General features: G+C 56.5%; 10 protein-coding genes. 5 read left to right on the top strand and 5 right to left on the bottom strand.

Features of this window, described 5'->3' with window-relative positions; genetic code table 11:
- Nucleotides 1-12 precede the first annotated feature (12 nt).
- Nucleotides 13-1194 carry a vWA domain-containing protein gene (locus BOSE62_RS03365; RefSeq protein ID WP_159642073.1) on the top strand — a complete coding sequence of 394 codons (1182 nt, stop codon included), beginning with the start codon at nucleotides 13-15 and terminating at the stop codon, nucleotides 1192-1194.
- A gap of 3 nt (nucleotides 1195-1197) precedes the next feature.
- Here BOSE62_RS03365 and BOSE62_RS03360 read toward each other — a convergent pair whose 3' ends face one another.
- The 3 genes from BOSE62_RS03360 to BOSE62_RS03350 are packed head-to-tail and all read right to left on the bottom strand — an operon-like array spanning nucleotide 1198 to nucleotide 3299.
- Nucleotides 1198-1500, bottom strand: coding sequence for a hypothetical protein (locus BOSE62_RS03360; RefSeq protein WP_159642071.1), 303 nt, complete (start codon nucleotides 1498-1500; stop codon nucleotides 1198-1200).
- Nucleotides 1501-1557: 57 nt separating this feature from the next.
- Entirely contained in the window at nucleotides 1558-2754 is a 1197-nt protein-coding gene (locus BOSE62_RS03355) for an exo-beta-N-acetylmuramidase NamZ family protein (protein ID WP_159642069.1), read from the bottom strand.
- On the bottom strand, nucleotides 2754-3299 hold the full coding sequence (locus tag BOSE62_RS03350) for a DOMON-like domain-containing protein (RefSeq protein ID WP_159642067.1): 546 nt from the start codon (nucleotides 3297-3299) through the stop codon (nucleotides 2754-2756). The genes BOSE62_RS03355 and BOSE62_RS03350 overlap by 1 nt, the downstream gene beginning before the upstream one ends.
- Before the next feature lie 38 nt (nucleotides 3300-3337).
- On the opposite strand from BOSE62_RS03350, the gene tyrS reads away from it, so the two are divergent.
- Together tyrS and BOSE62_RS03340 are read left to right on the top strand one after the other, a co-directional pair.
- Entirely contained in the window at nucleotides 3338-4567 is a 1230-nt protein-coding gene (tyrS, locus tag BOSE62_RS03345) for a tyrosine--tRNA ligase (protein WP_159642065.1), read from the top strand.
- Between the two features lie 129 nt (nucleotides 4568-4696).
- On the top strand, nucleotides 4697-4981 hold the full coding sequence (locus BOSE62_RS03340; RefSeq protein ID WP_159642063.1) for a PilZ domain-containing protein: 285 nt from the start codon (nucleotides 4697-4699) through the stop codon (nucleotides 4979-4981).
- A gap of 3 nt (nucleotides 4982-4984) precedes the next feature.
- Here the strand turns inward: BOSE62_RS03340 and recG are convergent, their stop codons facing one another.
- A complete protein-coding gene (gene recG / locus BOSE62_RS03335; RefSeq protein ID WP_159642061.1) occupies nucleotides 4985-7042 on the bottom strand; it encodes an ATP-dependent DNA helicase RecG in 2058 nt (685 codons plus the stop codon).
- A gap of 59 nt (nucleotides 7043-7101) precedes the next feature.
- Between recG and BOSE62_RS03330 the strand changes: the two genes are divergently transcribed.
- On the top strand, nucleotides 7102-7368 hold the full coding sequence (locus tag BOSE62_RS03330) for an FAD assembly factor SdhE (protein ID WP_159642059.1): 267 nt from the start codon (nucleotides 7102-7104) through the stop codon (nucleotides 7366-7368).
- Between the two features lie 32 nt (nucleotides 7369-7400).
- Nucleotides 7401-10871 (top strand): transcription-repair coupling factor, encoded by a 3471-nt coding sequence (gene mfd, locus BOSE62_RS03325; protein WP_201295632.1) that lies wholly within the window; start codon nucleotides 7401-7403, stop codon nucleotides 10869-10871.
- Here the strand turns inward: mfd and BOSE62_RS03320 are convergent.
- Nucleotides 10868-12841: a putative bifunctional diguanylate cyclase/phosphodiesterase gene (locus BOSE62_RS03320; RefSeq protein WP_236554139.1), complete on the bottom strand. Its 1974-nt coding sequence runs from the start codon at nucleotides 12839-12841 to the stop codon at nucleotides 10868-10870. The two genes, mfd and BOSE62_RS03320, sit on opposite strands and share 4 nt — an antisense overlap.
- Between the last annotated feature and the right edge of the window lie 159 nt (nucleotides 12842-13000).

The following is a 13000-nucleotide window of genomic DNA, read 5'->3' as shown; positions in this document are numbered from 1 at the left end:
AGGGCAGATACGATGTTCTTCAACTTCATGGACGAACTAAGAGCCGCCGGTATTTCGGCGTCGCTCAAGGAACATCTGGTTCTGCTCGAAGCGCTTGAGAAAGACGTTATCCGGCGCAGTCCAGAGGAATTCTATTATCTGTCGCGCGCAACCTTCGTGAAAGACGAGGGCTTGCTCGACCGTTTTGACCAAGTGTTTTCAAAAGTCTTCAAGGGCATCGAAACTTCCTACGGCACCCAGGAAGAAGATATTCCGCTCGACTGGCTGAAAGCGGTTGCCGAGAAATATCTGTCTGAAGAAGAGATGGAGAAGATCAAGTCGCTCGGCAGCTGGGAAGAAATCATGGAGACGCTGAAAGAGCGGCTCGAGGAACAGCAGAAACGCCACGAAGGCGGGAGCAAGTGGATAGGCACTGGTGGCACATCGCCCTACGGCAATTCGGGCTATAATCCCGAAGGCGTGCGGATCGGCGGCGAAGGCGGTCAGAAGAAAGCGATCAAGGTCTGGGACAAGCGCGAGTTCCAGAATCTTGACAATACCAAGCTGCTGGGCACGCGCAATATCAAGGTCGCGCTCCGCCGGTTGCGCAAATTTGCCCGCGAAGGGGCTGCCGACGAGCTCGACATCGACCGGACAATCAATGGTACGGCCAAACAGGGCTGGCTCGACATCCACATGCGCCCGGAACGGCACAATGCAGTGAAGCTGCTATTGTTTCTCGACGTCGGCGGGTCGATGGATCCGTTCATCAAGCTTTGTGAGGAGCTGTTCAGCGCGGCGACCAGCGAGTTCAAAAATCTCGAATTTTTCTATTTCCACAACTGCCCCTATGAAGGCCTGTGGAAAGACAATCGCCGCCGCTTTTCCGAGCGCACCAACACCTGGGATGTGCTGCACAAATATGGCCATGACTATAAGCTGATCTTCGTCGGCGATGCATCGATGAGCCCCTATGAAATCACCCATCCGGGCGGATCGGTCGAACATTTTAATGAAGAAGCCGGGGTGACCTGGATGAACCGGCTGACCAACACCTATCCTGCCGCGGCCTGGCTCAATCCGGTACCGGAAAAGCAGTGGGGCTATTCCCAAAGCGTCAAGATCATTCGCGAACTGATGAATGACCGGATGTATCCGCTGACGGTGGACGGTCTGGGCGATGCGATGAAAGAATTGACCCGGAAACAGGGCTGATCGCTAGTCTTCGATTGCGAGCAGCGTCGTTCCGTCGTATTTTTCGGCCTGCGGTTCGAAAACATCGGACCGTTCGAAATGCTGATCTTCGACGAGCACATCCTTCAGCCCGGCAAGCTTGAACGTTGCCAGCTTGATCTCACGTGGCGGCTGACCGTCTTTTTCCAGCGGCACCGCATCGACATGCATCTCGTCGTGACGGGTGTAGAGGATATGGGGCGCCAGCTTGAAGGCCGTGTTGTTATAAGTAGCAGTGACGCATTTTTTCAGCGCAACGCCTTCGAAAAACTCTTTACTCGGTAACATGGCGGCCAATTACCAGATTCCGGACTGATTGCAAGCATATGTTGCAGTGCAGCATAGTCAGTAGAGAAAAAACTCTTTTGACCGTTCGTGCCACTGATTTTCATCGGGGTCCGCTATCGCATCCAGATCGGCTGCAATGGACGAGGGAGCCTCGATCCACTGCCGCAATGACGGACCGCCGTTGATCACATCGAACGCCAATTTATCATTCTCATATTCGTAGGGAAAATCCCGCCACAGCTGATAGCCGCTGTAAAGTTTGCCGATTGCCTTCAATGCCAGAGCCTGCAGTCGCCATGGCCGGAATGCGGAGTGGTCATAAGCCGGTCCCTCGGCATGGATATGGACGCCGTTGCACAGCAGGCCCTGATGCTTGTGAAAGGTCGGTTCGAACCAGATATCCCGCAACAGGCACCCCTCGAGCCATTGCGGCGCCATGTCCCGCATTGCCGCCATCACCGAGCGCGCATCGATATCCGGCGCACCGAAAAGCTCCAGCGGACGTGTCGTGCCTCGCCCTTCGGACAGCATCGTGCCTTCCAGCATCACCGTCCCGGCATAGGCGCGCGCCATATTGACATTCGGTGCATTGGGACTGGGATTGATCCAGATGCGATCTTCCGGCCAGCCGAATCCCGGGCCTTCGGGCTGCCAGCCCTGCATCTCGATAACCCGATAGTCGACGTCGAGATCGAAATGGCTGATCATCCAGCATCCCATTTCGCCCATGGTCAGCCCGTGCCGCATCGGCATCGGCCCTGCCCCGACAAAACTTTCCCATCCGTCTTCCAGCAACGTGCCCTCGACGGGTCTTCCGGCAGGATTGGGCCGGTCCAGCACCCACACGGTCTTGCCATGCTCTGCTGCGGCTTCCAGCATATAACGCAGGGTGGTGATGAACGTGTATATCCGGCAACCGAGATCCTGTAGATCGATCAGGATCGCGTCAAAACTCTCCATCGACTCCGCCGTCGGCCGGCGCACTTCGCCATAGAGACTGAACACCGGAATATTATGGATCGGATCGTTGTAATCGGGCGACTCGATCATATTGTCCTGCTTGTCTCCGCGCAGACCGTGCTGGGGACCAAAGGCGGCGGTCAGGTTGATATCGTCCAGAGCGGACAAGGCATCGAGACTGTGCACCAGATCGCATGTTACCGAAGCCGGATGCGCCAGCAATGCGATCCGCTTGCCCGCCAGCGGCCGGCGCAGTTCGGCGTTTTCGATCAGCCTGTCTATTCCGAATTTCATCAACCTTCCGCTGCCTCCATTTTGAGCGTAAAACCATCCCGGTGGTGGAAATCCGGCCTAGCGCCGGGATGCGCCAAAGCCCAGAGGGATTTCTCTCCATCCTGCGTTTCGATCACAGCCGACAGACCGGCGTCGAGTACGGGTGCTACCCATGGGTCCGGCAATGCCACCGTGGCTTCGAGCGCTATATGCGTGTCGCTGAAATCGATATGAATCTCGGGCGTTTTTGACAGGATGAGCGGCTTCATCCCGGCCCGATAGCGGTCGAACCCATAAGCCGCCCAGTTGCCCGACGGAGAAAAATTGAATTCGCAATATTGCTCGGCCGCCGGCTCGCCGAGGAAAAGTTCGAAACAGGTGGTTTCCCATAAATTGTCCGCCCGTGCATATTGCTCCAGATCATCCGGCAGTTTTATTTTCCCGGCCTCTCCGGAGACATGATATCGCAACCATATCGTACCGGTCTTTGCCATCGACCATTGGACTGCTATTCCCTCTATTGCCGAAACCGGCGTCGCGGGATGGCTTTGCAAGTTCAAACGCATATTGCGACTTTCGTTGTCCCCATGTAACGGACCAATCCATGACCCATTATCAATCCGATCTCCTGCGTCTACTGAATGATCGCGGCTATATCCACCAGTTAACCGATGCCGAAGCATTGGACTCGCTTGCTTCGAAGAGCATCATTCCCGGCTATATCGGATTTGATGTTACCGCCGATTCCCTGCACGTCGGCAATCTGGTCCAGATCATGATGCTCCGTCGGCTGCAGCAGGCCGGACACAAACCGATTGTGTTGATGGGAGGCGCGACCACAAAAATCGGCGATCCGTCAGGCAAGGACGAAATGCGAAAGATACTCGACGATGAAGGTATCGCGTCGAATTTCGCCAAAATTCGCGGCTGTTTTGAAAATTTTCTGACGTTTGGTGACGGTCCGACCGATGCGATCATGGTCAATAATGACGATTGGCTTGGCCAACTCGAATATATCCCGTTCCTCCGGGACATCGGCCGTCATTTCACGATCAATCGCATGTTGACCTTTGACTCTGTCAAACTCAGACTCGAGCGCGAACAGCCGCTTACGTTTCTGGAATTCAACTATATGATCCTGCAGGCCTATGACTTTGTCGAGTTATCGCGGCAATATGGATGTAAATTGCAGCTCGGTGGTTCCGATCAATGGGGCAATATTGTAAACGGCGTCGAACTCGGTCGCCGGATCGAAGGAGCCGAACTGTTCGGAGTCACCACGCCCCTGATTACGAAAGCGGACGGATCCAAGATGGGCAAATCCGTGGACGGCGCGATCTGGCTGAATGCCGAGCGGCTGTCGCCCTATGATTACTGGCAATTCTGGCGCAACACCGATGATCGCGATGTCGGCAAGTTCATGCGATTGTTCACCGACATTGATCTGGAAGAAATTGCACGACTGGAATCGCTTGAAGGGTCTGAAATCAACGAAGCCAAGAAATTATTGGCTGATGCCGCCACCGCGATGGCGCACGGTGACAGCGCGGCAGCGGATGCCGCCAAGACCGCGCAGCAGACATTCGAGCAAGGCACTGCCGGCAACGATTTGCCTGTTTTCGAGGTAGCGGACAGAGAGATTTCCATTCTGGACGCGCTTGTCGGAATCGGCTTCTGCGCCTCCAAGGGCGAAGCCAAACGTCTGGTGGCCGGTGGTGGCGCGCGAATTGATGATGATCCCGTGCGGGACGCGGGGGCAATGGTTGATCTGGCCGACGGCGACAGGAAGATTTCCGCCGGCAGGAAAAAACACGGTTTGCTTCGCAGCGCCTGACCGCGCGAGAATCTTGGCCCACCGACGAGGTCATTTACCAATTATTTTTGATCGACCGTTATGGTTGCGATGAACCATCTATGGAGCTCGCTGCGAATGAACGGTCTAACACCTCAAACAGCCACAGATATGCGTCGCGCCACACGTTTTTCGGTCGACTTCGAGACCGTCTGCGAAGTGCAGCCTGATAGTGAAATCCAGGTCCGGATCGCCAATATTTCTGCAAACGGCATGATGCTGGCCGACCCGATAGACATGGAAAAGGGCGACCGGGTCACCGTTCGCCTGCCGGTCGCCGGTCGAATCGAAGCCTATCTGGTCTGGTCTCATCAGGGCCGCCATGGCTTCAAATTCGAACGAGTCATCCGGGAGCCGGATTTCTACGCAATGCTCGACAAGATCAACGGCCAATAGGCTCTATCCACTGCGCAACAGACCGACGCCCCAGTCTCGTTCGAACAGATAAAGGGCAATGCGCGCCGCCTGCCCTCTTTCGCTGGCCAGTCCTCCGTCCCGGTCAAGCAACAGCCGGGCATCATCGGTGGCCGCTCCGATAAACTCGCTGACCTGTGTCGGCGTTGCCACGCGAAAGCCGGCGTCTCCGGATTGCCGGGTCCCGAGCAGCTCACCTGCCCCGCGCAATCGGAGATCTTCCTCTGCGATCCGGAACCCATCATTGGTTTCCCGCATCAGGCTGAGTCGCGCGCGTGCCGTTTCGCTGAGCGTATCGCCGCGAATCAGCAGGCAATTCGATTTGACACTACCCCGGCCGACGCGACCGCGAAGCTGGTGCAATTGCGCGAGCCCGAAACGATCGGCCGCTTCAATGATCATCAGACTGGCATTGGGTACATCAACGCCAACTTCGATCACGGTGGTAGCGACCAGCACCTTGATCTCGTTCCGCAGGAAGCGTTCCATCTCCCGATCTTTTTCGGGGCCTTTCATCCGGCCGTGAACAAGACCGACCTGATCACCAAAGCGCGCCTTCAGAGTGGCAGCGCGTTCCTCCGCCGCAGCCAGATCGCTTTTCTCGCTTTCGTCGATCAGCGGGCAGACCCAATAGGCCTGACCGCCTGAGCCGATATGGCGCGCCAGCCCGTCAACCACATCGGGCAAACGCCCGACAGAAATCACCCTGGTATCAATAGTCTGCCGCCCCGGGGGCAGTTCATCGATCCGCGACACATCCATTTCGCCAAATTGGCTGAGGGTCAGCGTGCGCGGAATGGGCGTGGCGGTCATCGCCAGCAGATGCGGTGTGCGGTCCGCTTTCTGGGTCAGCAAAAGGCGCTGGGAAACACCGAATTTATGCTGTTCATCAATGACCGCGACAGCAAGATTTTTATATTTCACATGCTCCTGGAATATCGCGTGGGTACCGATCAATATGTGGATGGACCCGTCCATCAGACCCATCAGTGTTGCTTCGCGTGCCTTGCCCTTGTCGCGACCGGTCAGAATTGCGATATTGACCGGTAGGCCGGTCAACAGTTTCTGCAGGCTCTCGAAATGTTGCCGCGCCAATATTTCTGTCGGGGCCAGAAATGCGCCCTGATATCCGGCTTCCACCGCCGACAATAATGCCATCAGCGCGACCAGCGTCTTGCCGGAACCGACATCGCCCTGCAGCAGCCGGAGCATCGGAGCGCTTTGACCGAGATCGCCTTCAATCTCTGCGATGCAGCGTTGCTGGGAGTTGGTCAGATCAAAAGGCAGCTTCAGCTGCTTACGCAGCCTGCCGTCTCCCTGAACGGGGATGCCTTTCTTGGCCCGGTTGTCCGCACGCACCAGCATGAAAGCCAGCTGGTTGGCAAATATCTCGTCATAGGCAAGACGGTCGCTGTTCCCCTCGTTTTCCGTTCGATGGACAGATTGAATTTCATGCTTCCAATTCTTCCAGCTTTTGGCCGCCAGCTGGCTCGGTTCTATCCATTCCGGCAGGTCCGGAGCTAGCGCTAGCGCCTGCTCGACCAGCTGCTTCATTCGTCCATTTCCGAGCCCGTCGGCCAACGGATAAATCGGCTCTAGTACCGCAATATTGTCGCCCTGCTCGGGTTCAAGGATCTGGTCGGGATGCACCATCTGAAGTTCGTCGCCATAGCGTTCGAGCTTGCCCGAGATTATCTTAGGTTTACCCAGCGGCAGCAGCTTCTTCGGCCATGCCGGATTGCGTCCGAAAAACGTCAAGCTGATATAATTGCCTGCCTCGTCCGTTGCGTGAACCCGCAGCGGGCTGCGCGGTCCGCCGGTGCGATAGTCGACCGGGGTAATCTGGATAATGATCGTCTCGCCAACATCGACTTCGTCAAGTTCATCAACTCGCTTTCGACGCATCCAGTAGCTCGGCTGATGATAGAGCAGATCCTTGATACGGGTCAGTCGCAACTTCTCGAGCGGCTTGGCCAAAGCCTTGCCGATGCCCTTGAGCGACTGGGTTTCGCCAAATAATGGATTGAGTATCTCGGGCCGCATGTCTATCCGCCTTTATACCCCCGCTGGCTCAATAAGCCAGCCAAGTTGGAGCAGTAAATATGGATCGCGAGACAAGGCTCAAACGGCTACAATTTCGCGCCTGGCATCGCGGAACGCGTGAAGCCGATTTCTTGATCGGCGGCTTCTTTGATCGCTATAGTCCGGACTGGTCCGGCGAGGAGATCGAATGGTTCGAACGGCTGCTCGTGGAAGACGATGTGGATGTCATGGCCTGGGCGATCGGCACCCTTCCCGTGCCTCAGGCTTTCCAAGGCCCGCAAATGGATAATATGCGGAAGCTCGACTTTATTGATGCCACAAAATAACCTTCCAATTCTGAGCCCAAAAGCGATCGCAAGTGTCTCATTTAGATAGATTATCAAGTTCAACCAGGAGCATGACCGTCGCCGGTGTGCCAGCTGGCTACCGCCCGCTGTTCCTGTCGGAAATTGCAACCGCATCGAACAGGCGGACGATGTTCATCGCCACCGACGACGCGGCGATGAGCGCAATTGTCGAAGCCGCCCGTTTCTTTGCCCCCGAACTGGACATTATCGAATTTCCGGCTTGGGACTGTCTGCCCTATGACCGGGCTTCTCCGGCGCTTCATATCACCTCGGACCGGCTGGCTGCTCTGGCAAGGCTGGCGCTGCCCTCCACGGGATCACAATTGGTAATCACCACGGTCAACGCGGTAACCCAGCGCGTGCTGGCACCATCACGAACCCAGGAACTGGTCACCCGCCTCGCGCCCGGTACCGTGGTCGAGCAGGAAAAGCTAATCTCCTTTCTCTACGCCAACGGCTTTGTCCGGGTTGATACAGTCGCCTACAGCGGTGAATTTGCCGCCCGCGGAGGCTTGATCGACTTGTTTCCACCCGGAGCGGAACTGCCCATTCGCATCGACCTGTTTGGCGACGAGATTGAGACCTTGCGGCAGTTCGATCCGGCCGATCAGCGGACGGTTGCCAATATCGGTGGTCTGGAACTGCTGCCGGTATCGGAGTTTCTGCTGGATGCCGAAAGCATCACCCGCTTCCGCACCGGCTATCGCGATCTGTTCGGGGCCGTTGCGACGAGCGACGCACTCTATCAATCGATCTCGGACGGACGCCGGCTGGCGGGCATGGAGCACTGGCTGCCGCTGCTAGAAGACAAGCTGGCGACGATCTTTGATTATGTCGGAGACGATTGTCTGATCCTGCGGGATACCGCCGTCACTGCCGCCGCAGAAGCGCAATTTGTCGCTATTGCAGATTATTACAAGAACCGTGTTGAAGCCGACAGGGCTAATTTGTCGAGCTACCGCCCGCTGCCGCCCGAGATGTTGTACCTGACGCCGGAAGAATGGCGAAGCCGCGAAATTGACGCTCCTATTCACGCCCTGAGCGAATTTGACGAACCGGAATCGGACACGGTGATGTCGATGGCGGTATCTTCTCCCCGCGACTTTTCCCCCGAACGGGCGCGCAACGAGAATATCTATCAGGCACTGGGCAGCCATCTCAACAGTCTGACAAAAGCCGGAACGACTGCGATAGTTGCGAGCTATAGTAAGGGTTCGCGCGCGCGTATATTTGACCTTCTTAAAGACCATGACGTCAAGGGAGCCGTTCTTTGCGATGATTGGAATGCCTGTCTCTCGGCTGCCCCCGCCATAGCGCTGACGATATTGCCCTTGTCTTCCGGCTTCCGGTCAGAAAGCCTATCTTTGCTCACCGAACAGGATATTTTCGGTGACCGGCTGGTTCGCAAATCCAAACGGCGCAAAAGCAGCGATGCCTTCATCGAAGAATTGTCCGCGCTCAGCCTGGGCGATCTGGTGGTCCATCTCGAACATGGCATCGGACTATATGAAGGCATTGTCTCGATCCCGGTCGGCGACAGCCCGCATGATTGCGTCCACCTCAAATATGCCGGCGGCGACAAGCTGTATGTCCCCGTCGAGAACATCGATGTTCTCAGCCGCTATGGCGAAGGTGGCGACAGCGTGGTGCTGGACAAGCTTGGCGGCGAAGGCTGGCAGCGGCGCAAGTCGAAGCTCAAGGAACGTATCCGCGCGATTGCCCATGAACTCCTGAAAACCGCTGCGGCCCGTGCCTTGCAACCGGCGACACCGGCCCGTGTGGAAGCCAGTGAAATGGCCGGCTTCGTCGACCGGTTCCCCTATCAGGAAACCGATGATCAGCAGCAGGCAATCGAGGAAGTCCTCGGCGACATGGCGTCCGGCAAGGCGATGGACCGTCTGGTCTGTGGTGATGTCGGCTTTGGCAAAACCGAAGTGGCAATGCGGGCGGCCTTTGCCGCTGCCATGGCGGGCATGCAGGTCGCAATCATTGCCCCGACAACTTTGCTCGCGCGTCAGCATTTTAACAATTTCGAAGAACGTTTCCGGCCCTTCCCGATCAAAATTGGTCGATTGTCTCGTCTGGTTTCTCCAGCAGAAGCCAAAAAGACCAAGGAGGGTCTGGCAAGCGGCGACGTTGACATCGTCATCGGCACCCACGCCCTGCTCGCCAAATCAATCGGGTTCGAGCGGCTCGGCCTGATCATCATCGATGAAGAACAACGGTTCGGCGTGACCCACAAGGAACGGCTCAAAGCAATGAAGGCGGATGTGCACGTCCTGACCCTAACCGCCACGCCGATTCCGCGGACATTACAAATGGCGATGACCGGCATGCGCGAACTGTCGGTTATCCAGACTCCGCCCGTCGACCGGCTGGCCGTGCGCACTTATGTCATGCCATGGGACCCTGTTCCGCTGCGCGAAGCGCTGCTGCGGGAACATTATCGTGGCGGCCAGTCATTCGTGGTTGTTCCTCGCATCGCCGACCTTGCCGATATCGAGGATTTCTTCAAGGAACATGCCCCCGAACTGACCTATGTCGTGGCACATGGGCAGATGCCGCCAGCAACCGTGGAAGAGCGGATGTCTGCTTTTTACGACCGCAATTATGACGTGCTGCTCTCAACCACGATCGTGGAGAGCGGGCTGGATATTCCCAGCGCGAACACGCTGATCATTCACCGCGCCGATCGTTTCGGTCTAGCCCAGCTTTACCAGCTACGGGGCCGGGTCGGGCGTTCTAAAACGCGCGCTTATGCCTATATGGTCACGCCGAAAGACCGGATTATTACCGAAAAGGCCGAGAAAAGACTCAAAATCCTCGGTGATCTCGACAGTCTTGGCGCCGGTTTCGAACTCGCCAGCCACGATCTGGATATTCGCGGTGCCGGCAATCTGCTGGGCGACGAGCAATCCGGGCATATCAAGGAAGTTGGCTTCGAACTTTACCAGTCGATGCTCGAAGATGCTATTCTGGAAGCCAAAGCCAAAGGATCCGGCCTGCAAGCAGCGACCGACAGCTTCTCGCCACAGATCACCGTAGACGCGCCGATCCTGATCCCGGAGGCCTATGTCCCGGATCTATCGCTACGGATGGGACTGTATCGCCGTATGAACGGACTGAAATCCCTGCAGGAAATCGAATCTTTTGCCGCGGAAATGATCGACCGTTTCGGCGACCTGCCGATCCAGACCGACAATCTCCTCAAGCTCATGCATATCAAGATGAATTGCGTGAAAGCGCGGATTTCCAAGATCGAAATGGGTCCGCGCGGGGCTTTGGTCACGTTCCACAATGACAGTTTCCCGAATGTTCCAGGTCTGCTTGATTATGTCGAGCGGCTGAAGGGGACCGCCAAGATCCGGCCAGACAACAAATTGTTCATCGAACGCAAATGGCGCGATCCCAAATCCCGCCTGCATGGCCTCACGCAGCTTACCACCGGACTGTCAAAACTGGCGCAACGGGTATCGGCCTAGTTGCTGCGCAAGGCGAAGGCTTCGAACTCGTCCGGCGACAACGCACCGGATCGCAGGAAACCCTGAAAAAACTCGCAACCTTGTTCAGCCAGAATATCCAGCTGTGATTCGGTTTCAATTCCTTCGGCAATCACACTGAGATCAAGGCTATGCGCCATGTCGATTATCGAGCGCACGACAACCTGATCCTTGGGAGAGCCTGAGATATCTCCGGTCAGGCCGCTGTCGATCTTCAGATAGTCCACCGGTAGCTCCTTGAGATAGGACAGGCTGCTGTATCCGGTGCCGAAATCATCGATCGCAATGCAAATGCCAGCCGCGCGCAATTGATGCAATTTATCCGCCGAAGCCGACAAATTGCCTATCAGTTCTGATTCAGTGATTTCGAGAGTCAGCTGGCCCGGTTCGAAGCCGGCTGCAGCGATCTCTTCCAGCATATCGTCTACAAAAGTTTTTGCCGCCAGATCACCCGCGGTGACATTCAGTGAAAGCCGCAAGAAACCGATACTTTCCGGCCAACTGGCAGCCAGTGTCAAGGCTTGCCTATGGATCTGGGACGACAGCGAATCCATCAGTCCAGCCCGCTCGGCCACGGCAAACAAGGTGGAGGCTCCCAGCAACCCATATTCGGGATGTTCCCATCGCGCCAATGCCTCAGCCCCGACCAGTTCTCCGGTAGCAACCTTTATTTGCGGCTGAAAGACAATGACGATCTCCCCCCTGCTCATCGCTCCGGGTAACTGGTTTTCCAGCTCCTCCTCCAGATGGACATCGGCTTCCGACATGGTGGAGAAATTGATCGGAAGAGCGTCTGCAGCGGTTGCTTCGGCAAGCGCCAGCACGGCTTTTCTGATCAATGTTTTCTCACTGGAATCGCCATCACCAATCGCAACCCCTGCCCGAACAACGGGATTGATCGGCCTTCCCTCCAGCTGCAGATCGTCAAAAATATTGCTGATCAGATCATTGACAAATTCGGAAATCTTGCCGGTCTGGAAATTGGCGAGTGCGATCAGGAAATTCTGGCCGGCGAGACGCGCTACCAGTTGTGCTCCCGCATATTCACGATGGGTTTGATCCATCAGCTTATGGCCCACAATCCGGAGCAGCTGGTCCCCGGCATTGCGTCCAAAAGCCGCGTTGATCATGCGGAAATTCTTGATACCGATCGCCACCAGCGTCAATTGGTTGCCATCTTCCAGCTGCCGTTTGATCCAGCTGCGGGCCGATGTTGTATTGCGTAGCCCCGAAAGCAGATCCCGCCCGGTCCAGTCCTCAACCTCGCCATTATTTGCCAGATATTCGATTCTACCGGAAATCACACCATCGGCCTCGTGCAAATGATGGATGACAGATCGGCCGTTAAACCGGTGCGGCACCGCCGCCTGCCTTGCTCCGTCTCGCAGTCGCCCCAGGGCCCCGCGCGCGCGGGACCGCTCTTCCTGCGACAGCGAGCGATAGACTCCAGTCACAGGATAGCGCTCGAAATCAATGTCTCCGGCTGCGGCGAGCAGACTGTCGCTTATCCAATATTCCCTGGTGGGCCCGACGGTCATCGACCACTGCAAATCCGCAAACGTCATCAAGGACTGTTCGTGACTAGCGCGCTCAGCTCCGCCTCGGAAGTTTTCAACATAGCGATACGCATAGTTGATCGACTGTTCGAGATTCGCGCCGGCATCGGCAAAATCCAGATAATGGGTTGCACCGGCATCGTAGCATTGCCTGATAATTTCCGCGCTTTGACTGCTGTCCGCCAGCGCCAGTATCGCAATCCCGCTCTCGGTTGCCGTGCGGGAAAGCTCGGCAATAGCCTTCAAGCCTTCCGGCTCGGCTTGACGGACATCGATCACCGCAATCATTGCACCGGCCGAGAAAAACCGGGCTCCCAGATTATCCAGCCTGCGGGCAGAATGGACCCGCCATCCCAATGCCGCGATTTCAGCGGCCAGCGGATCGCGTTCGTGCACAGAAAGCAAAAACAGGTTTCTGAACTCGGTCGGGCGCACAGTCGGGATGGATGATATTTTGACCTTGCAACTCCTTTGGCGCGGTGACTTGAACGACCTTTTGCGAGCGATGGACTATCTTTTTCCGTAGCAGCAAAACCTTTATAGGCCGTTGCCTGC

Source organism: Sphingorhabdus sp. 109 (assembly GCF_902506555.1).
Classification (GTDB): Bacteria; Pseudomonadota; Alphaproteobacteria; order Sphingomonadales; family Sphingomonadaceae; genus Parasphingorhabdus.
This window is presented reverse-complemented; position numbering and strand designations above follow the sequence as displayed.